Source organism: Pseudomonas paracarnis, assembly GCF_904063055.1.
Lineage (GTDB): Bacteria > Pseudomonadota > Gammaproteobacteria > Pseudomonadales > Pseudomonadaceae > Aquipseudomonas > Aquipseudomonas paracarnis.
The window spans coordinates 49,262-70,572 of record NZ_CAJFCN010000004.1; the positions used below are offsets into that span (position 1 = coordinate 49,262).

The following is a 21,311-nucleotide window of genomic DNA, read 5'->3' on the forward strand; positions in this document are numbered from 1 at the left end:
CTAGTCGAGCTTCTCTGGCTTTATCTATCAGTGATCAAAGGCACCGAGCATCTGCGTAACGCTCCGAGGTTTTGCTCTTGGCATGACTTGACCTACATATGCGTAACCATGATCAAGGGCTTCGCGACGGAGACTCTTGTCGCGTTCCAACGCAGCCTGGATATTGTTGATCCGCTCTTCTTGGGCTTGCAGCGCTTCAACGAACCCCTTCAAACGTATCGCTACCTGGTAGATGTCATTAAGCTCCGTGACGCCAGAAAGCCATTCCGAAACAGCCACCGTATAAGGGAGGCGTGGGAAGAATGGGAAGGGCGCTGGGATCTGGTAGCCAACGTGCAGCATGACCAAACTTGCCAGAATGTCGGAAAGCTGAAGTGTGTCCAGGTAGATGTCATCAAATGCCTCACCAACGCAGTGAGTAAAAATCGCACCAGAAATGGCGAGCGGACCGTAGCACGACAGCTCTGGAAAGCGTTGAGCTATCAGAGCTGCAACATTATCCGCATTTTGGATTAGCGCGGAGTTGCCAGAGGCCCCTAATAAAGCTCCGCCAAGCTTCTCCATGTCGACCGAAGACAATTCAGCCTTGCAAGCAGCTAAGAACTCACCCGATTTCCCTGCATTCTGCAGCAGCGATTCGGCAGCCTTATGTTTACGATCCAGAATGCTTGATGCCCGCTCTTGAAAAACGATGGATTTAGGCGGGAGGAAAATCCGATTTGGCGCTTCCCGGAAATCGGCGAAAAAATCCTTGCGGCCTGCATTAGGATCCGCGCGATAGTCTGGGAACAACTCGGGCATATCGTTTTCGGACAGCCAGCGAGTGGTGTCGTAATACGTAGTTTCAAGACTGCTCAGGTTGTCGGCGTTTTTGCGCACGGGCTCACCATCCAAAGCCCATTGCACCGAAGGTGCTCCTACCACTTTTTGGTAGCCGAGCGCTGAAGCAAGCAACCTTGGGACCAACATCAAGTCGGACGCCTGTACCTGGGGCTGTTTAAGAGGATCATTGATAGCGCCCACTGGCTGGCTGGCTCCAGGTTTCAGCGTGAACACTGGTGTATTCCCCTTGGGATTCGCAACGTATGGAATGTCCCTTGATGAACCCCGCTGAATGTAGCGTCCCGTCATGACATCGGAAATGCCTTCTGCCACTTCAGCATCAGTCAGGTACAGGCGAGGAAGGACGCCCCCATGTGCTTTATGCCGAATAGCGCGACCTATGCATTCGCCTGACTCCACGAAGATCCAGATTACCTCGTGATCGAGAATCTCGAGGCCGCTTTTGACGTATATCTCTAACGGTATCCACGATTGGGGAATGAGTTGCTTGGACAAGAAGCTATCCAGGGCTTCGTCGCTACCTACAGGAAACAGTTCGTTCGGATCGACAATGGACTGATGAAGCCTCGAATCGCGAATGGCGTTGTACAGGTTAATGAAACTGGGCCAATGAAAGGCATGGCCGCTAGAGTGAACGGTCAACTCGAAGCTAGGCGCACCGTTGTTGAAGAACCGTTGTTGTTCGGCATGCCAACGGATGTTGGTACTTGCTGGCGGCTCAGGAGCGTCAGGTAGTTGACCAAGACGGCCTTTGAGCTGCTTTTCCCGCTGGTGCTCAACGGTTGACTCATCAATGGACAACCTATGCAGACCCGCTCTGCCTGCTCGTTCCCAAGCTTCAAGAAGAGAGACTTTGGTCAGCTTACTGAAGCCAAGTGCAACAGAGAGTTGAATGTCCGCGCGGGTGATTGTGCCCGTGGGAGGGAAAGGATATTTCCCAGCGCAGGTCGTTAAGTCATGCATATCATCGTAGTCAAAACACTTGGCGAACAGCTCGCGTAAGCTATCAGGATTTTGTGTTTTGGCTTCCAAATCACGATCGCGGAAAGGTTTTTTGGGGTCGATGCTGCTTAGCCCACGAAATAGGCTCTTAGCGATATCTTTGAATTTCGAACGGTCGTGTTTCTGAAAAGGAATTCGGTTCATCACATGTGCCTTTGAAGATTGCACAGACGAAATGTCCATGCATACGGTAGCGCGATGACTCTGTGGTTGCTGGCTGACCCGGTCGGTGCGCAAAACCGAAACTTCTCGGTGTGACATTACCTACTGGTACTGGGGGTAGAGCTGTACTGCTGATGTTCCTGGGTTCCTGTCTCGAGATCACACGTATCAGGCCATGCCAGCGGCCCTTTTCGAGACCCCATCAGCATAGGGGAATCAGAAACGTGATGGCAAGAGGAATTCGCATAGTCTTGATCCCGACTCATGTCGAGTGGATGAGCTGCACGACTTGAGCGAAAATGGCGTTGCACCAGACGGTTTGACATTGGCTATGTGGTGATACACGCCTTGCGAGAGCAGCAATCAGCCAATAGAAGTCGTTGCCGCTTCCTGGCTGCCGATGTTTTTGTCCTTGCAGGGTATTGCCCCATTGTCGTGGTGAAGCGTTCCTTCGACGCATACTCGAGACTGGCGAGTCGCTGATATGACAAATTCTTGGGTTCATTTGACGGGGGCGCTGACGCTCTCGCTTCTAGCCCGCTAGCGAGCATGAATCCGATAGTTTTTATACCTACCAATGGCAATTCATTAACCTGTAGCGCACACACCTTGCCTGAAAAACCTGCACGTAATTAATGGCAACAAATCTACAAACTGGTTCGTAGAACAAATGGGGCTGCTGTATGGCGCGAAGGCCAAACTGCGTCTCACACTTTATGAAGGGACTATAAATTTATCGCGACACTGTCACTGCCACTCGCAAGGTTTGGACTTTTTCTACCATGGCGAGGCGGTGGACCGTAAAGGAAATATGCAGTACGCGCCACGCCTGGCGTACGACGCCTTCCTCGGTCAATACCTTGAGATGAGGGAGAAAATGGAGCCTGGGTTTCGTATCAATACTCCACCGACCAGCGTAATTAAGGTTACCCCAGATCCAAGCGTGTGGGGTAAGCAAAGATATCGTAATTGGGGGGCTGAAATGCAGGCGGAGGAGTGTCGTCATATGTTTCGCCGCAGAGTAGGTGGAAAAAAATTTGTTCTTGGGCCATGCAGGAGCCCCAATAATGTCTTCACCTACAAACGCGGGGCTTGTAGGTATTACAGGCGAGTCAAAATCATTATCCGGCTCCAGCGTTATCGTCATACTGCCCAAGAGGGCTGCCGAGATCGAGGCGTTTCTATCCGGTATAGCAGGGCGACGGATGCGTCTTTATCAATACTCGGAAGCATGCGTGATCCGCACCGACGATGGTTGGCAGCCCTGAGCGTTTGCTGGTCTTACGAACAGCCACCTTGTGTTGATTTTAGCCTTTCGTGACCGGCAGCAATCGGACGAAAGCAATTAACGACAGAGAAATAAATTAGCTCTTTTTCAGCTCTCAAGTGTCTTCTCTCAAGGCGCTTCCGATAAAGTAGAAATTAAAGTTGTGGCAAACTCTTTCGAGCTTGTCAGAGTCTGTTGGTATAACAATGCTAAAGTCTCGATGACTTTTGAGTTGGACTTTGTTTCCAATGTACCGCAGATGAGGATTTATTTTTTCTAGATTGAACCAGAATGATCCATAATGCTTTGTTTTAACTACATAAAGAGTAGAGTCCGGATTGTTTTCGTTAGCCATGACGAGTGCCAAGGAAATTCGTTTTCCATTATCCATTGCGTCGAACGAATAGCTGTAGACGTATCTACCGTCAGCTTCTGATTCTAGTAAAAATAGACCAGGAGAGTAATAATTTTTAGGAAGCTCCTCGGGAGTTAAAAAGCCGCCACGCTCACCGTAAAAGCTCAGATAATATACGAGGTTATTCATCGTTTCCTCCGAAGCACGCTATTGCCATTTAGGAATACTTCGCCTTTAGAAGACTCCCACTTATGCTGGTCGGAATAAACTTTTGGGCCTCCTACAATTGGCCCCCATACAACGTCTTTTGAGAATAGATAAGTTCGTGTAAAATCTCTAGTCCTAATATAAGTTCGATACTTAAATGCCTCTGTGTCAGTAAGGCTTTCGATGTCGAAAGCCCAGAACTCGTCATCATCGTATTGAAATTCTATAACTGATTCACAGCCATGCATCTGCACCGCCCACGCTTTAGCTACGTGTAATGCAGTACCCAAATAAAACCCTTGTCCTAATTCCCCTCCGCCTCGAGAAACATCAATTTTCCCTTCCGCGATCTCATCAGCATATCTATCAGCCGTACCGTGGTACGTTGAGATTTTGTTATCAAAGTTATTCATGGGTTCCTTGTGATTTTATCTAGAGTGGGCGAAATATTTCGGTAATATTTTACCCCATGGTTTTACACAGCACCGTTCATCCATGCTTGACCCTTTAAATTTGCTACAGCGAACGCTAGTGGCGCGACAGTGGGTATGGGACAAGATTTAACCCAAGAGTACGAGGCCATCAGTGCCGTGTCTACCTTCAGTTATGCAGTGGTGGCTTCCATTGATGAAACTCCGATGATTGCCGATTTTTGACCTCTGTGAAGCGCACATTTGGGTCAAATGGCATCTTTTGTGTATCAAATCTAGCAACTGGCTTGAGTCCACCTTGATCGGCAGAGGCCGACCAGTTACGGGTCCACATCGCCTCGGAACCAAACGGTTGCTCACGGACGCATGACAATGCTTGAGAAGAAGACTGTTAGTGCATCTGCCTTAGAAGAAATTATTCGCTAACCGCGCGCAAATTTAATCCGTTAGGGATACTGGGTCAGCCCGAACTGAATACGGAGTCTCAGCGCCAGTCTCTCCCGCCATTTCCCCACAACAAGATCTGATAAGTCTTTCAGGATGCCGTCACTTGTTCCGGTGATGGCGTGGACCGCCGAAAGCATATTATCCGCCAAGTCCTGCTCGGGACTCATTCCAACGGCGCGGACTAAGTTAATCGTGTCAATTTGTTGAGGTTTCACGCTTCCATGCCAGCCCTCCGGCCACTCGAAGCGATGTTTATAAAAATTTGCTGCTCCGTTTGCGATCGCTACATAGCTAAGACTTGTCTTCAAATCGAGCTCTGTGTCCAACGACATCAAGGTATCCTTGCGTATCGTCTGTCCGTTTAGTTGGTAGATCCGGTTTACGATCGAGACCGTTTCAGTGATGGCCGCCTGAATAAGGACAAACATGGCTCCAAGCAGTACGCCGGCTTTGTCGTACATCATCTCCGCTGGATGATCCCAGTATTTGCGGCTTGGACGCCCTAGATCTCTTAGGCGCTCAGACCAATCATCGAGTGCTTGTTCGGTTAACTCCGCGTGCGATCTGATTACACTGGAAAGTGGAAATTGGTCGAGTAAGTCTTCTAGCCCTTGCACCAATCTCAGTGTTTGTGTTTGTGCGTCCAAAATGCTCTCCTACGATTGCTATGACATTGGTTGATCTCGACACTCCTCGCATGGCGCGTGCTACGGACGAGTCACAGGGTCAAATTCGTTGAGTGAATCGCCCCGGTTTTCCTAGAAATAACGAAACCTCAATAGAATGCAAGCTGAGGTAAGGTTCAATCAGTACGCTTATGGCCGGCTTCAGCCCTTCACAATACTGAGAATTCAGCCAGTTGTGATCGCTGTTGGAGCGGGCTTACCCATAAGGAGGCTGCTAGATCAACGCACATAATCTTCGAGTTGAATCATCTGCGCTATCGGGAGCGTCTATTGAAATGCCTGTATAGTGCTCACTGTGCAGCGTAAGCGTGTCTGCGGCCACCATCAGAATACAGTCGCGCTCGTCTGACCATCGAGCTTCTCTTTCCAGCGACCGCCCAGACCTCGCTCAAGAATCTGGGCCATGTCCTCGAAAAGCTTCCAGTCGGCTTCTTCTGATACTTCAACCGTCGCCATGTGCTACCTCACCATCAGCAGTACCCAATTCTGGTGGCTCCAGCGGATGGCCGCAATGGGTAGTCATCGTTAGGAATTGACTGCTTATAGCCGATTGCTGCCCGTCACGAACGGCGGCAATCGACCCAAAGAAAACATTGGGGGGCTATCGTTTTGTGACGCTCATCGTTGTTGCAGCCATAGTACGAGCAGGGATGAACTCTACTGGATTGAGGTAAGCTCCGCTCTATCGAAGGATTGTGAGAAATTGAAATGGCAGACAAGGACTTGGTGCGTCCAAGCCGCGACGGGGATCAGTTCCACTATCACTGGGCAGCAAGGCAGTGCCTTGCCTTATTGCCAGGCTCGAGCGATCTGAAAGCGGTCACTGTCGAAGGACCTTCGTCTAATGAGAGTGAAGACATAATTGAGCAAGGAGTCGATCTCATCGACGTTGGCCTCTATTATGGCTCTGAGACGTTGACAGGAGCTCGATGCGTTCGCTACATCCAGTTAAAACACTCAACTCGGCAAATCGTTGAGCCTTGGCAAGCTGGCGGTTTGAGCAAGACACTGCGTGGTTTTACCAATCGGTATAAAAAACTTCTTGAGCAATTTTCCGTTGCAGAATTGAAGGAGAAATTCCGCTTCGAATTCACTACGAATCGCCCCATCGATCCCAAGCTGAAAGAAGCGCTCCACGACCTGGCCAATGCCGCTGATGCTCGCCATCCCACCATCGAAAAAACCCTGCTGAGCTACTCAGCGCTTTTCGATACGCAGAACGCTGACTTTTTCAGCCTATTTTCATTTGATGGGGATGAACCAAGCCTATGGGCTCAGCGAAACCTGCTTTCCCAGGATATCGCCAAGTATCTTGCGGATTCCGATTATGATGCTCCAGTTCAGTTGAAGGAGCTTGTCACGCGCAAGGCTGGCAGCGAATTTACAAAAGATCCCGCAATCCGGCGACATGATGTACTTCGATCGCTAAAAGTGAGTGAACTGGAGCTTTTTCCGGCACCTTGCCAAATTGTTCGCCCGCAGAATGTCTACGCGCGCGCTCAGGAAGACGAGATACTAGAGATCATCCTCCATTCAGCGCACCCAGTAATCGTGCACGCAGACGGCGGAGTAGGAAAGTCGATCCTCGCTCAACGGCTGGCTAGTTCAATGCCCAATGGCTCTGAGTCGGTGTTGTATGACTGCTTCGGCGATGGTCTTTACCGCAATGCGCTTCACTATAGGCATCGTCATCGTGATGCCCTGGTGCAGATTTCGAACGAGCTTGCTGCGCGAGGATTTTGCCATCCGCTTCTTCCCTCCAGCCTTGCTGACTCCAAGCAGTACATGCAGGCGTTTTGTAGCCGACTGACCCAAGCAATCGAAATATTGCGAGCAGAAAACGCGGGGGCAAATCTCTGTCTGATCATCGACGCTGCCGACAACTCGGATATGGCTGCCGAGGAGCTCAGCGAGCATGCTTTTGTCAGAGATCTGATACGAACCTCGATGCCCAATGGCGTGCATCTGATTTTTACCTGCCGAACTCATCGACGACATCGCCTGAACGCTCCGCCTGATAGCACCGAGATTGAGCTCAGGCCTTTCAATGAGTTTGAGACCGCGCAACATTTACGAACTCACTATCCTGAGGCGACCCTAGCCGAAGTTGCCGAATTCGCGTTTTTGAGCAGCTCAAATCCTCGCGTTCAGGCTCTGGCACTCGAGCAGCGATTACCTATTCTTGAGATGCTTAAGCAGTTGGGGCCGGAGCCTACAACGGTGGAGCGTGCGATCGGAGATTTGCTGCAACGCGCGGTCGATAAGTTGAAGGATCAAGCAGGGGTCGAATCCAATCAAATCGACCTAATTTGCCAAGGATTAGCAATCCTGCGTCCTCTCGTGCCGGTTGGGGCGCTTGCAAGGATTTCCGGAACTTCGGAAAGCGCCGTGCGATCCTTCGCACTCGACCTTGGCCGGCCACTCTTCATCAAAGGTGAAAGTCTCCATTTTCTCGATGAGCCCGCAGAAACCTGGTTTCACGAAACGTTCAGACCCGATGCGGATGGGTTAAACCAGTTCCTCAATCGCTTGCGTCCGCTTGCCAGCGAAAGCTCCTATGTCGCATCGACGCTTCCTCAGATTTTGTTGGCCGCAGGACGGATGGATGAGCTGATCGATCTTGCGCTTTCCGAAGAAGGACTACCCGAAGCTAAGCCCTTGGAACGCCGTGATGTCGAGCTACAGCGGTTGACGTTCGCTCTCAAGGCTTGCCTTGAACAGGGACGCCACCTGTCCGCAGCCAAACTCGCGCTAAAGGCTGCGGGAGAAAGCGCTGGAGAGACACGGCAGACAAAGCTGATTCAGGAAAACACAGAAATCGCTGCCCGACTGCTGCCGCCAGATCGAGTCAACGAGCTGGTTTCACGACGCACTTTCGAATCCACCTGGATGGGGTCGCACCATGCCTATGATGCGTGTCTGTTGTCTGGGACCAAGGAGTTCACTGCTGAGGCCGCGAGCCGGCTTCGGATGGCGATGGACTGGTTATATGCATGGGCGAGAAGTATTCCGGGTGACGGTCCGCGCGAAAACGTCACGAACGCCGATAGAGCCGAGATTGCATTAGCGACGCTTCGAATCCAAAGCCCCGAAGCCGCCGCGCAATTTCTGAGGCGCTGGAAGTCCCGGCACCTCGCGCTCATGAGTGGTAAGCACATCGCCCAGAAACTGATAGATCTGGGCGAGTACGCGGAGCTTAACGCCTTAGCGCATGCTGCTGGGAATGATGTATGGCTTCTTCTCGGCCTCGCCAGTGAAGCCGCACAAGCCGGTGTAAACTTTCCTGTCCAACCGCTGGCGCGCCTTATCCGTCTCCTGGCTGATCGACGTGTGAAATTGTCAGAGTCCTCGGGCTGGAACGAACGATGGGAGGTATTGTACGCGGTGCAATCGGCGCTCTTACTCGCAATGCGAACCCTCCCGACCGATAACGACACTTGGGGCGCGATTATTCAACGCTATCTTCCGCAGTCGCCTCCCACTCTACTATCTGATTCATACGGATCTGAGCGTGCTCCAATGATCCGCGCTTACGCGCTCGAAGCCGAGTTGCGCGGAAATGAGTTGACGCTCATTGAGTTGGCTCCTGCTGATGTACGCCAACAGCTCACTAAAACTGAGTCTTACGGACAAAACCGCGAAACACAGGTGTTCAAGCGTGACGTTGGCGGATTGCTTCCATGGATAATACTCTCAGTGAAGATCAGCTGTGGTCGTTGCCCTTCTGATCTGGGAGCGCATATTACGACTGCGATTCAGGCCACCAAAAATGCTGAGTCAAGCGACTATCAACGCCACTCCACGATTCGTCAGTCAGCTGCGATTGAATGGATTCAAATTTTGCGCGACTCACCGGCTGTAAGCCCGCAATACATCACAGAGTTTCAGGTCTGGGTCAGCGACCGAGAACGGCCTCTTTGGCCTGACACCCTGACAACGCTATGCCGTCTCGCTGCTAGAACAAAAGCGCTGACTCAACTCTCATTCGATTTTGCGTTCGCCGCCTACGAAGCTCTGGAGCAGCTTCGTGACGACGCGGAAACCCGAACGGATGCGTACGTGCGTCTGGCTCGTGCCATTTTGCCGATAAGCCTATCGGAGGCGGATGCTTACTTCAGTCGAGCCGTCGAAATCGCTAGTCGAATCGGTGATGAGAATTTATCTCGCTGGTCTGCAATGCTCGATTTGGCCAACGCAGCTTCATCAGTAGAATCATGGTCCCAGACAGCCTATCGCTTATCAAGGGTAGCCGAGCTGACGTACGAGTATGTTGCTCGCGATAAGCACTTTGACTGGAACAGAACTGTAGAAGCGCTCGTCGACCTCTGTCCCTCATCAGCACTTGCTATTTTGAGCCGTTGGCGGGATCGACGATTTGGCGATGAGGCTCGATTATTGCCAGCGGCCATCAACCACTGTGTATGCAGAGGCCATCTTCCGATAGTCACCCCGGTAGCTCTCGCAGGGATCGATGGTCACTGGAGCAGATTGAAGAACCTACAGAGCACGCTTGACGATCCGAAATCACCATTCGATGCCCGCACGGTTACGCAAATCGCCTATCGGTACCTTCGTATACAGTCTCACGGTGCAGGTACTTGGCAGGCATTAATCAAGAGAGGTCGCGACGTTGATCTCGAATTACCGGATGCTCAGCGTTTGTGGGTGGATAGTCGAGCCGCATCAGTAGCCGATCATACAAAAATGCCTGCGGCAGGGAGCCAATCACACGATTCCATCGTCAGAAGCACACCAGATTGGTTACATTTTTTCGACGAAACTGACATGGCTGATTCTTCGGCATTGAGGACTGCGTACGCTGATCTCAAGAAATACGATACGCCGTACCAATTCAACGAATTTTTCCGTGAGGGAATTCGTCGTGTCGGGTTAGGGGAGATGCCCGCGTTCATCCAGGCGATTTCTGAATGGGTCGAATTTGGCGTATTTGAATTACGTTATCTACTCGATGCCATTCCTGATACAGCATTGCGAATGATGTCTTTAAGGTTCGCTGTGCGAGAAGCAGTGCGCTGCGTGTGTAAGCGTGAACCTGAGCGCGCTGGGCACCGTGGATGGGCAAGCTTTCTACCGTTTGACCGATTAGTCTCGTCCGGGATATTGACGGATCGCGACATCGCATCGGCCACCCTTGAAGGCTTTGCCGTGCATGCTGATAAGTTAAGCGCTAGCGGACTATTTCAGCTGATTGAGCCCTTGGCATCATTTCTGAGCGCCGCTGAGGCGGATGAGGCCTTGAACTACGGGCTCGACTTGCTTGAGGACGTATTACGCCCGGAAGATGGTGATGGGCCTTGGGCTGAAACGCTTCGCGCGCCCGTAAACTGTGTCGACGCACTTGCAGGTTATATCTGGACAGGGCTGGGATCGCCAGTTGCTGCCACTCGTTGGGAGTTCGCGCATGTCGTACGAGCGTGTTCCGAACTGTCATGGCTCGAACTGTTGGTCGCACTTGAGCATTGCGCACTAGAGGGGATCGCTCCATCATTTGTTGATCAGGGTCTGGAGTTCTACGAATGGCATGCTCGGCAATGGATGCTGATCGGGCTAGTTCGGGGCGGGCGTGAAAATCCCCAGAGCATTGCGCCGTTCCTCCCGTTTCTGCATATCTGCCTGAAAGAAGAGCATGTCATGTTGCGTGCTTTTTCTGCTCAAGCGCTGCGTCTCGTGCATGATGCGAAGTTAGCAGCAGTGGCGGCCGAGCAGGGCCTCGATTCCATTAATGCACCTCACCTTCCGCCAAAAATTTACAGCGGCTGGGACGAACTCGATGCAGATGACGACAACTTGACAGACACCGTTATCGGAGATGGCGAGCGCTACTATTTCGGTGTCGATATAGGCCCTTACTGGCTAGCTCCTCTCGGGCGTGTGTTTGGGGTCGGTGAGAACGCGATGGAAATCAGAGCCCGCAAGGTCATCCATGACCGGTTCGGGGGGGCTACAGGGTGGTCAAGAGACGATGCGCGCTATACCAGAAAGATTTTTGTAGATGGTGAAACCAGCCACTCCCACGGCAGCATGCCTCAGACAGATGACCTCTGCGCTTATTATGCGTACCACTCGATGATGATCATCGCGTCCAATCTTTTGGAACAGCGAGCGGTTCGGCACGCGAGTGAGGAAACAGAAAATGAATTTGACCAGTGGCTGGATGAGCATTTGCTTACCCGCACGGATGGTGGCTGGCTTGCCGATCGTCGAGATCCACCGCTGGTGTCGCGTCCCTTACCGAAGGAAAGTTATTCCGACAACGATTGGTGCTGGCGTCTAACCCCTGATTACCTTGACCAGCAGCTGCTCACTGACGACGGGCTACATGTATTTTGGGGCCATTGGAGCACTGGAGACAAAGAGAACAGAGAAGAGGTGTCCGTTCGAAGCGCACGAGTCTCACGCAATGGCGCCCATGCGCTAATTGCAGCGCTTCAAACCGCACCACAACTAGATAACTTTTCTCTGCCCTCCGCCGATTATCAGGACCTGCAGGCAATCGGCGATTTTTCTCTGAAAGGTTGGATCGTACACGACGGAAACTCACGTGGCCTGGACGAGTACGATCCTTGGGCTGCGGAGATTGGTTATCCTGCGATTTCGCCTGGCTTCCAAGCGATTGAAGATCTTGGACTGCGCATGTCCGTGGATGGTCGGTGGTGGAACTCCGAATCGGGGGGGCAACTGCGTAGTGAGTCCTGGACTCAGGCTGTAGGATATGGACGCGAGACCGAGCAGATAAAAGGTGCGCGTCTGAGTGGTAACACTGCATTTATCCAATCATTGTTTCAGAGCTACCCACGGGACTGCTTGGTGCTCAGCGTTTCGGTTAGACGAAGGCCATCTCGTAATCGTCCAAAAGACGACGAGTTTGAACCCTATCCTGCTCCCTATGTGCGTTATTACTTAATGGATCGCGATGCAATCAAGCACCCACTCTAAAGCAGTATTGGAACTCGGCAAGCTCTTGGTCGCTAAGCTTGGGCTCGCCGATGACCTTCTCGGTCAATGGGTGGCGCATGACGTCGCGGCTCGTATCAATGCGGTCGAGAATAATCCCGAGCACGCTACCACAGCGATGCGAGACGAATGTGTAAAAGCCATCCTCACCCTTTGGGAGCACCGTAACACTTTGCCAAGCCATCTGAGGCCGCTCCAGGAAATCGAGCCAATAACCAGAACACTGGCGGCCCTGGATGTGGAGCGCGGAGACGACTATCGCTATTTTCGACCTATTTTAAAAGATGCGGTGCTGGATACCGTTGATGAGCCTATGAGGCATTGGTTGGAGCTCGCTTTCAGCCTCGACTATTCCGCACGTGTGCTTATCCAACATGCCCTGCAGTCCGCAGGTACAGCCGCAGCTTCCCAAGCACAGCCGTGGGTGGAGGCTGCGCTGAAGGCTGGTGTAGAGGCCGAACCTGATCGACAGACCATTGAGTTTCTGCTGGAGCGCTTGTACCCAGACGATGCTGACCGCGAAGAAAAAACAGAAATGGCTAGAAAGAAAACTTTACGCGACAAGATCCTAAGGCTCGAGAGTTTTGCCGAGCTGGCGGGGGGAGTTGCAGCTGAGCTTCGTGAGAAGCTAGACACCAATCTGAGTACTCAAAAGGAACCATGATCTGCATGGTCGCTGACGCAGGATCAAATCAGCGCTCACATCGTTTATGTGAGCCGCTTTCATAGACTGGAGATGTCTACGGTGTCGGGGGCAGTCCATGATCCAGTCGGCCAAGCTCAATGGGCATGATGTGTATACCTATTTGAAGGATGTGCTCACGCGCCTGCCGACGCAGCGGGCAAGTGGAATTGGGGAGTCGTTGCCGCATCGGTGGCCACCCGCTTAGTTGCGCAAGCAAGAAGGGGGGCCCGGACGCTTATTCGAACTCGAGAGGTACGATCACTGCACAAGTGATGGCCTTTGGCTAGAATGCCCCCACCCAGAACAGGGCTGGCGACTTCGTGATACACGTTGCTACCCCGAATACAAGGAAGACTCTATGCCCATGATCGCCAATGACCCCACTACCCAGCTTGCATTCTCTGTATATGAGAACAAGGGAGTCTACGCGTTACTCCTAGGCTCAGGAGTATCCCGCGCCGCCGGTATACCGACCGGCTGGGAGATCACAATGGAGCTAGTCAAGCGTGCCGGTATTGCCTCAGGTGTCGGCGAGCAAGAGGATTGGTATGCTTGGTATCGAGGTCAGACAGGAGAGCAGCCTAACTATTCCACGCTGCTGGAGACCTTAGCGGGCACGCAGAGCGAACGCAGAGCCATTGTGCAGAGCTTCCTGGAGCCTACAGCCCAAGAGCTGGAGGACGGTTTAAAAGTACCCACCAGGGCTCATCGAGCTATCGCAGAAATGGTGCGTGCTGGACACGTGCGGGTCATCGTGACCACCAACTTCGACAGGCTGATGGAAAACGCACTGCGTGATGCAGGCATCGAGCCCACGATCGTGAGTTCGGTCGATACCCTGGCAGGAGCAGAACCGCTCACCCATTCCCAGTGCTTCATCCTCAAAATCCATGGCGATTACAAGGACGCCCGGATTCTAAATACGGATGTTGAACTGGGCGACTACCCCACTGAATTCAACGATCTGCTCGACAGAATAATCGATGAGTTCGGGTTGATCGTCGCCGGCTGGTCAGGAGAATGGGATCACGCCCTGAGGGCTGCGTTTCTACGCGCCCCTTCCCGACGCTACCCAACCTACTGGCTCGCCCGAGGAGGTGTATCTGAGCGCGCCCAAGAGTTGGTCGCACGACGCCGCGCTTCGGTGGTTAGTGGGACTGATGCGGATACGTTCTTCGATGCTCTTAACCTGAAGCTTGAGACCATTCAAAAATTCCGCCAGTCCAATCCGGCGAGCGTCGAGCTGATGATCGCCATGGCAAAACGCTTCATGGACCGGCCTGAACACAGAATCCAGCTCGACGACCTAGTCACGGCTCAAACTCGACAGAGTATTGCTGATTTTTCACCTCTATTTGCAGGACAGGGTGACGTGAGAGCCCAGGTGTTCAGTGATTGGGTTCCAGAGTACGAGGCTATCGCAGAACCAATCGCACGCCTTGCGTCAGTGCTAGGCCGATGGGGCACAGGTGATGAGCTGAGTCTCGTACTGGATGCCGTTAAAGGGCTATATGCCGAAGCTCATAGGCAGCAGGCTGGCTATACCCACTGGCTCGCCCTGAAGAACTACCCAGCTGCGTTGGTCGTTCTTGGCTATTCACTGGGCCTGACCCGTGCAAATCGCCTTGACGTTCTATATAGCCTGCTCAACTCAACCGTCATTAACCGCCGTGAGCAACCAGGATTGATTGGTTATGAGTTGTCACCGTTCTATTTAGAGGCCGGCAACGGACTGCTGGCGCACTGGAAAACCTTAGAGGATCAGAGCAACGCTCGTACACCGCTATCCAATCGCCTGGCCAGCCTCATTACCTGTAAATGGGCCCCCTCGTTCGCCGGAGTGCAGGATCCCGAGCTGCTGTACGAGCGTTTCGAGTTTCTGAACCTGCTGTTCTTCGCTCAAGCGAACGGCGTCAATGAAGAAGAGCTAAATAATCGAATACAGCAGAGTCAATTTCGAAACATCGCGATGGGCCGTCTGTCGTGGCACTCGGAGACAATCTCGCGCTTTGCTCAGGAATACTCTACGGCGGAGTTCAAGGCACCCTTGCTTGCTGCCGGCTTTGCTTATGGCAGTGAGAGCTACCTCCAGCGATTCTTAGAAGGATTAGGCCGAATGAGCAGGTGGTAAAGGCACCCCAAGGCTTCCCTAAATCCAGATCATGGGTCACTGATCTCAGCGACCCGCAACCGTCAGGGTGAGCGTCGGCCGAACACATCTTGCGTGATTAAGCGGATGCCCACCTAATCCATGAGGTAGGAGTGTTCACCGTTCGCTTACACCTAAACTGCTTCCAATACGTCCCTGGTAGCACTCCGATCATCTTGCTGAATGCCTGTGTAAAGGCGGCCTCCACTAGTGGCCGCAGGCATCGGCTGCACGACCGGTTGGCCTTGCTGCATACGTCAGGCTTGGCGCATGATCAAGATCACGTGGCCGGGCGAGATAACAGTCAGTTCTTGGAGGTGCTTGGAGAAGGCCGAGCGCGATAGGCCGGTCACGGAATACATGACTGGGCGGACTGCTGTGGGGGGAGCGGAAAAGAGGAAGTGCAGGAAGTTATATTGGGCAAGGATGAGATGAGCCAATCCGTATAGTTTAGGGCTGCTCAAAAGCCAGGGGGCAACATGATCAAAATCTTCGAAGACGATGATTCCGCATGGAAAATCCTTGTTCATGTTCTGGAACATGGGATTGCCGGTATCGCGGGCGGCAGAATGAGCACCCGCGACAAGTTGGAAGAAGTGAAGGAGAAGGGCCGGTCAGATCGTCACCACAATGTCGTTGCCCTTTCTACAGTTCATCATTTCTGGGGTGAGCTGGCATTCATCTATGATGAGCAAATCTATCGATTTCAAGAGGCCAAACAACTGGTGGTCGAGGCCTACGACAAGCAACTTGCCGCCAAGGGCATTTTCTATGATACCTATCCTGGCAGTTAACTAGGGCAGCTTTGCGCCTTGTGCGTACGTTACCATCGGACGCTTGAAACTATAGGGAGCAGCGGCAGACATGGCGCGTTTATTTCAGATTGTTTCTGATGATGGTAATCCAATCGACGCGCACTTCGGGATCGAGTCGGACGAGATTGTATTCCACAGTCGTGGCGGTACCAAAGGTAAGGGCGCGATCAATTCCGAATATGCTCTAGGGCTTTCTGTTTTACTGACCAGGTTGAAGCGGGCTTCGTTTGCAGTAGAACTCGTCTGGGTTGATAGCAGCCGCGTTCAAGGCATTCCCATTTCTCAGCGAACGATACTGACCTCGGAGGAGGGCCTGGTGCCTGTTGATCAGGTTGTGAAAGTCCTTTCCAGTCGAATGAAGGCCATTGGCCGATCGTCCTCTGAGTCCTCGGGAGGCAACTCCACTCGACGCATTCGGATGAAGATATCTGGGGGCAATGCTCAGGCATTAAGTCTCGCGCTTGGTGGTATTCCTGTAGCTAAAAATCTACGAAGCCTCGATCGGCTTCCGGTTGAAGTGCTTCGTGGAGTCACCGCCGAGCATATATGGCGTGCTGTCCAGGACCTGATCAGAGGAATTGATTCACCTGGCTTTGCTGAGTCAACCGATTACGACCTGATCGTTGATGAAAATCTCCGTTTGCCACCGAAGGCGGTATTTGGCTTAGCTGCTACACGCGCTTTGGGATTTCAGATACTGCCAAAACATTTCATCGCTGGCGTTAGCAGCGTCTGTTTTCAAATCCTGGAAGGTGCTGGCTTCCGTATAGTGCCCAAAGGTGCCTTGATAGCTGATCCCGCACTGCCAACACTGAATGAAGATCGATTATGGACTGAGGGGCAGCCCAGGCTCGTAGCTCATCTACGGAAGGAGCGCGCCCCAGGTTTGTCGATTGCCAAGAAAGCTGAATTCAAGAAGAACCACGGACGACTCTATTGCGAGCGCTGCAAAATTGATCCGGTTGAAGCTTACGGCGCCGATAACGGAGAGGCCTGCATCGAGGTACACCATCGGACCGTGCAGGTTGCGCAAATGGCGGCAGGGCATCTGACAAGCCTGGAGGATTTACAATGCCTCTGCGCGAATTGCCACCGGGTTGTACATCGTGAACTGAGTGTTGGAAAGGAGAACTAAATTTTCTGGGTTGGGAAGCTGCTTGTGGTCAGGGGTTGATAACCGGTCCCTGCCGGCACTTAGAGAGCTACTACGGGTTGGCAGAGATGACGGGAAAAGGTCTGCTCTCGGCCAAGAGCGGTCAGTCGACTGATCAGGTGGAGACGGCCCAGATGCGGACATAACATCAGGAGGATAAATAACGCCCGACTCTCGCTTCCAGCAGCTTGATCAAAGCAGGTGCCATATATTCGTAATCATCCGAAATATTCAAACAGATGATACGTTTATTGGCCAATGCCGAGGTGAAGCGAGCAGTCAGTTTCTTTCGATGGATTTGCTCCATAACAAAAATGAGATCGGCCCACCCTAGAATCTCCTGGCTTACAGGCACATCCGCATCGTTATTGACACCAGCCGATGCTGTCTCAACTCCCGGCCAATCAGCAAAAAGTTGCTCGGCGGTCGGGCTACGTAGGCGGTTTTTGCCGCAGATGAACAACACATTCAAAGTGGATTAGCTCCATACTGTTCCGGGAATCCGAAGCTCAGGTTCGGACACGTTGACATACTCAGAGCGTAGCTTCTGGGAATAAAGGAATGTGTCCGTTCTGGCCGATTATTGCCTGACAACAAGGGCTGCTATCGACGTTCTCTGCCAGTCGCGCGAGACAGAAAGCGACCTAATATAGATAGTCCATGTCGATCGCAACAAACTGTCGCGATGAATTACTCCCGGGATTGCAAGCGCTCGATGGCTTCGAGAAGCTGGCCGTTGAAGTACTCGGTTTCATCTCGTTCCTGATCTTTCATGCGGCGCTTCGCTTCAATCAGCAAGTGTTCCGTCGCGATGTTCTGATTCAAAAAAGTAGCGACCATAAGATCATTCAAACTCTTTAGAGGTGTGTCCCATGCTTCCCTGCAACGCTGAATGAGTCCTGTGGGGGTATCGCCACTCCATGGACCTAAAATATCCGACACTGCCAGGGTGGAGGTCATGAGGCTGCCTTTGAGAGAAATTGAAGAGCTGGTAATTTCGCACGCTCGGGAGATTGATGAATAGCGAAATCGACCGACAGCTTCTGGCCGCTTTCTGAACGTCGCGAGAGGCAGAAAGCGACCCATAGATGCCGGTCGGAATCGCTACTAACAAGAATTGCTTGAACCTGACAATTTGCAATTTCGCCGGCTATTAGACATAAGCCACACCCCGGCAAATCAAGCGCAAACGCCAAATTTTCCTACAGACTCTCCAGCACCCAATAAAGAGTCACGTGCTAGAGCAAAACATCCACAAATCGCTCTCCCCCCTTCGGGTACCGTGTATTGAAATCAGGCCAATTTGCTGGTCTGAACTGCCAGTTCCCTGGCCAGCCTTCAGAATAATTGAAAAAAATCTCAGGGTTGTCATGCCGAGCAACCAGCCGCTCGATCAAAGCATGATCAGGGTGTTTGTGCATCTTTCCGCTCGTGCTGATCAGAAATTTCCTGCACCCGAGCATATCCAGCAGAGGTTTGTCCGTGTTGCCCTTGCTGCCATGATGAGAAACCTTCAGTAGGTCAATCGATTCTTTACCAGGCAAGCACATCGCAAGACCCCTCTTGATCACATCAGAGAATGCATCTGCAGCGAGAAGTACACGTTTCTTGTCGAACGTAAGAAGCAACGCAATGCTGCTTCTATTCGGCACTGATGTGTCGGACACAAAAGTAACGCCTCCGTTTAGAGAGAATCGCTTCGGAGGCCATGTCTCGTTGCGCCCAAGTAAGTCCCTAGGAGCGGATTCCGAATCCGATGGTGGTATCGCCGGATCGGTCCAATGTCTCGCTAAAGCCGTCAACCCATCCTGATCCGGTGACAGGACCCTTACCTCAAGTCCTCCTCGCAAAGAGGCTGCATTAGAAGATTGAACGATAGCAGCGTCGTTGTAGCCATTTTGCTGATTCCGAAAGCTTGCGTTCCATGAAAGCCCGTGACTGCGAATTAGCTCAGTTAGCGTATCGCCCTCACGGGGCCCAAGGATGTCCGAAGGTATTAGATGATGATGACCGTTGAACCATACTTCACCAATATCAAGCCAGTCAGGCATATCCTCTAGCAACTCAATCACCCCCTTGATGTGATCGAGGTCGTAATGGGTCACGACCAATGCCTCGAGGCGAATTCGGCCTCCAACGCATTCGGACTTCAGCACGGACTTCACAATTTGCAATGACCCGGACGGGCCACCGTCCACAAGCAGATGGTAGAGCTGTTCGTCCATACCGTAGCTGACCAGTAATGAGTCACCGTGTTCAACTTGAATTGACCTGACACGAAACATGACCTACTCCTGAGTTCATTCTTTACCTAGCACAATATCGGCGTCCCCGAACGCGACGACTGCCAGCCCTAGAGCAAGCCCATCGGCTAGTAGTTGTCTTCTCACTGCACTGATGATCTCCCCGATAAAAGTCGATCTACGTGCTACCGCAGCTTCTTTGATATGTATTGCCAAATCACGAGCTACGCGATTGGCATGACGGCCAAGCACCCCTGTCATTGCAGCTACGACAACACGAGCACCATTTATTTGAAGGATTGCAGGCAAGCTACCACCAGGAATGTCTGCAAGTCCTGTAGAGCAACCAATGGCGATGACTACTGGAGCATTACCGACATGTTGAACATCGATCGCGCCTAGATTTAAGCCCTCTTTCGCGCCGACGTATACAGCTTTTTTTTCTAAGTGAACCAGCATCAACAGCATTGTTGGAGAGTGCTGCGCGATCTGGGCTTTCCAACCTGACCAAGTGGATATTTTTTTAACGCCAAGTGATTGTTCGATGCTCGCAATCCGTACGATTTCATGGTGCTGGAGATCGGCGTCTGCGAACTCGTCTGCCTTGTCGCTGGCCGCGAATGCAATTGACGATAAATCTTCAATTCGGTGTCGTTTTGGATTGTTTCCTCCTGGCGGCCCCCACAAGCGTGGATTATGTCCAGCTTTCCACGTATGCCGCTCAACAACACCCGAGACGCCCATAAAGCCCATTGGACAGAGCTGTTCGCCGGCTTCCCGAATAGGGCAGCCCGTGATCGCTTTCCCCTGCTTCAAACATCTTCCACTTTCGGTACACAGAGCTGCATCGGGCGACTCAGGTACCTTTCCGTCGTAGAGGTATTCGATCGGGAAGAAAACTTCACTTTGCGTCACCAGTTGGATACGACCTTCGCTGCCTGGCCAAGTCGGGACGATTGATCGTAAGTGCTTCAAGAGCACTGCGCCGCTATTAGCCAACTCAAGCATTAAAGGTGACAGCAAAGCATTTGGATTAACGACAGCTTGCTCAAGAATTCGAAGCAGGTCATCGCGTGCGCACCCAATGCCGTTCTCAGAGAGAGGGCAAAAGACAACCTCACCGTCCCTACTAATTACGGCTACGCTCGGTTGGTTACCTAGGCTGTCATTCATTAGTAGCGCGACGTCGAAACCCGCTTTTGTACGATGTACAGGTGTAACGATATTCTCGATAAAAAAGCGGATCTTCTCACCCGGAACGGCCTGGAGCCGGGCAGTTTGAAGAATCCGCGCATCGTCGCTCACCATAAAGCGAAGGTCGACTGGAGCAATCCCTCCGTCACGGGTGAACGTAGCGGCTGTTGAACTTCCCGTCCTCGACAACTCAAGGGTTTGACTCTTGGACTCACGTCCAAATTCGAACATATGAACCTGAAGGACCTTCTTAGCTTCCACCCACTCCACCTGATCATCAGGGAACGATGGACGATCTTCCCTATCCCGCAGTGGTGTCTTTAGCTGAATTTCGATGTCGATATCTACGACACCGTACCTCGGCCATTCGCCAATTTCCTGCATACCTTGCCGAGTCCGCGCGTTCAGGACTCTCTCAACAGGCGGAGCAGGACGCGAGACGATAGGTCGCCGGCCTTGGAGAGTCGGGAGCTCCCGAAATGTCACTGGAGCGTCGAAGCGTGGGAGAGCATCACCAGTACTGTCCGTTACCCCGGATGGAGGCGCTCTTCTGTTCGACTCAGAATCATCGCTGCCGCTCGGATCAACGAGTGCTGAATCCGCCGATGATAAATCGCTTACTCGGGATGGCGGACCGTCCCTTCCTCCGACTAAACGATATTCATTAGAACTCCGACTGGCCTCCTCCACAGTTGTC

General features: G+C 52.3%; 14 protein-coding genes and 1 pseudogene. 6 read left to right on the top strand and 9 right to left on the bottom strand.

Annotation, left to right across the window (positions count from 1 at the left end):
• Window positions 1-27: 27 nt before the first annotated feature.
• The 5 genes from JMV15_RS09965 to JMV15_RS28600 form a co-directional block, all read right to left on the bottom strand.
• Complete coding sequence (locus tag JMV15_RS09965) at window positions 28-1,989, bottom strand: hypothetical protein (RefSeq protein WP_201491396.1); 1,962 nt, start codon at window positions 1,987-1,989, stop codon at window positions 28-30.
• Between the two features lie 1,400 nt (window positions 1,990-3,389).
• Window positions 3,390-3,818 (bottom strand): hypothetical protein, encoded by a 429-nt coding sequence (locus tag JMV15_RS09970; RefSeq protein ID WP_201491397.1) that lies wholly within the window; start codon window positions 3,816-3,818, stop codon window positions 3,390-3,392.
• Complete coding sequence (locus JMV15_RS09975; RefSeq protein ID WP_201491398.1) at window positions 3,815-4,249, bottom strand: hypothetical protein; 435 nt, start codon at window positions 4,247-4,249, stop codon at window positions 3,815-3,817. Before JMV15_RS09975 ends, JMV15_RS09970 begins: the two co-directional genes overlap by 4 nt.
• A gap of 464 nt (window positions 4,250-4,713) precedes the next feature.
• The gene (locus JMV15_RS09980) at window positions 4,714-5,361 is read right to left on the bottom strand and encodes a hypothetical protein (protein WP_201491399.1); all 648 of its coding nucleotides are present in this window, start codon (window positions 5,359-5,361) and stop codon (window positions 4,714-4,716) included.
• Between the two features lie 363 nt (window positions 5,362-5,724).
• Window positions 5,725-5,856, bottom strand: coding sequence for a hypothetical protein (locus JMV15_RS28600; protein ID WP_268968799.1), 132 nt, complete (start codon window positions 5,854-5,856; stop codon window positions 5,725-5,727).
• Between the two features lie 252 nt (window positions 5,857-6,108).
• Here JMV15_RS28600 and JMV15_RS09990 point away from each other — a divergent pair, with 252 nt between their 5' ends.
• From JMV15_RS09990 to JMV15_RS28310, 6 genes and pseudogenes are all read left to right on the top strand, one after another.
• Complete coding sequence (locus JMV15_RS09990; RefSeq protein ID WP_201491400.1) at window positions 6,109-12,357, top strand: NACHT domain-containing protein; 6,249 nt, start codon at window positions 6,109-6,111, stop codon at window positions 12,355-12,357.
• Window positions 12,335-13,039 (top strand): hypothetical protein, encoded by a 705-nt coding sequence (locus JMV15_RS09995; RefSeq protein ID WP_060691153.1) that lies wholly within the window; start codon window positions 12,335-12,337, stop codon window positions 13,037-13,039. Before JMV15_RS09990 ends, JMV15_RS09995 begins: the two co-directional genes overlap by 23 nt.
• 94 nt (window positions 13,040-13,133) lie before the next feature.
• A pseudogene (locus JMV15_RS10000) lies at window positions 13,134-13,265 on the top strand (transposase domain-containing protein); the annotation flags it as partial.
• Between the two features lie 153 nt (window positions 13,266-13,418).
• Window positions 13,419-15,191, top strand: a complete 1,773-nt coding sequence (locus JMV15_RS10005; RefSeq protein WP_201491401.1) for an SIR2 family protein — start codon at window positions 13,419-13,421, stop codon at window positions 15,189-15,191.
• 497 nt (window positions 15,192-15,688) lie between these two features.
• Entirely contained in the window at window positions 15,689-16,003 is a 315-nt protein-coding gene (locus JMV15_RS10010; RefSeq protein WP_201491402.1) for a hypothetical protein, read from the top strand.
• A 70-nt stretch (window positions 16,004-16,073) separates the two neighbouring features.
• Window positions 16,074-17,159, top strand: a complete 1,086-nt coding sequence (locus JMV15_RS28310; RefSeq protein ID WP_235991937.1) for an HNH endonuclease — start codon at window positions 16,074-16,076, stop codon at window positions 17,157-17,159.
• A gap of 166 nt (window positions 17,160-17,325) precedes the next feature.
• Here JMV15_RS28310 and JMV15_RS10020 read toward each other — a convergent pair whose 3' ends face one another.
• From JMV15_RS10020 to JMV15_RS10035, 4 genes are all read right to left on the bottom strand, one after another.
• Window positions 17,326-17,649: a low molecular weight protein tyrosine phosphatase family protein gene (locus JMV15_RS10020; protein WP_201491403.1), complete on the bottom strand. Its 324-nt coding sequence runs from the start codon at window positions 17,647-17,649 to the stop codon at window positions 17,326-17,328.
• A gap of 218 nt (window positions 17,650-17,867) precedes the next feature.
• Entirely contained in the window at window positions 17,868-18,137 is a 270-nt protein-coding gene (locus tag JMV15_RS10025) for a hypothetical protein (RefSeq protein ID WP_201491404.1), read from the bottom strand.
• Between the two features lie 278 nt (window positions 18,138-18,415).
• Entirely contained in the window at window positions 18,416-19,462 is a 1,047-nt protein-coding gene (locus JMV15_RS10030; protein ID WP_201491405.1) for a ComEC/Rec2 family competence protein, read from the bottom strand.
• A gap of 15 nt (window positions 19,463-19,477) precedes the next feature.
• The gene (locus tag JMV15_RS10035; RefSeq protein WP_201491406.1) at window positions 19,478-20,998 is read right to left on the bottom strand and encodes a hypothetical protein; all 1,521 of its coding nucleotides are present in this window, start codon (window positions 20,996-20,998) and stop codon (window positions 19,478-19,480) included.
• Between the last annotated feature and the right edge of the window lie 313 nt (window positions 20,999-21,311).

Bases quoted from the DNA above. Each gene is read 5' to 3' on its own strand.
- JMV15_RS09965 (WP_201491396.1), bottom strand. From the start codon at position 1,989: ATGAACCGAATTCCTTTTCAGAAACACGACCGTTCGAAATTCAAAGAT.
- JMV15_RS09970 (WP_201491397.1), bottom strand. From the start codon at position 3,818: ATGAATAACCTCGTATATTATCTGAGCTTTTACGGTGAGCGTGGCGGC.
- JMV15_RS09975 (WP_201491398.1), bottom strand. From the start codon at position 4,249: ATGAATAACTTTGATAACAAAATCTCAACGTACCACGGTACGGCTGAT.
- JMV15_RS28600 (WP_268968799.1), bottom strand. From the start codon at position 5,856: ATGGCGACGGTTGAAGTATCAGAAGAAGCCGACTGGAAGCTTTTCGAG.
- JMV15_RS09990 (WP_201491400.1), top strand. From the start codon at position 6,109: ATGGCAGACAAGGACTTGGTGCGTCCAAGCCGCGACGGGGATCAGTTC.
- JMV15_RS09995 (WP_060691153.1), top strand. From the start codon at position 12,335: ATGCAATCAAGCACCCACTCTAAAGCAGTATTGGAACTCGGCAAGCTC.
- JMV15_RS10005 (WP_201491401.1), top strand. From the start codon at position 13,419: ATGCCCATGATCGCCAATGACCCCACTACCCAGCTTGCATTCTCTGTA.
- JMV15_RS10010 (WP_201491402.1), top strand. From the start codon at position 15,689: ATGATCAAAATCTTCGAAGACGATGATTCCGCATGGAAAATCCTTGTT.
- JMV15_RS28310 (WP_235991937.1), top strand. From the start codon at position 16,074: ATGGCGCGTTTATTTCAGATTGTTTCTGATGATGGTAATCCAATCGAC.
- JMV15_RS10025 (WP_201491404.1), bottom strand. From the start codon at position 18,137: ATGACCTCCACCCTGGCAGTGTCGGATATTTTAGGTCCATGGAGTGGC.
- JMV15_RS10030 (WP_201491405.1), bottom strand. From the start codon at position 19,462: ATGTTTCGTGTCAGGTCAATTCAAGTTGAACACGGTGACTCATTACTG.
- JMV15_RS10035 (WP_201491406.1), bottom strand. From the start codon at position 20,998: ATGCAGGAAATTGGCGAATGGCCGAGGTACGGTGTCGTAGATATCGAC.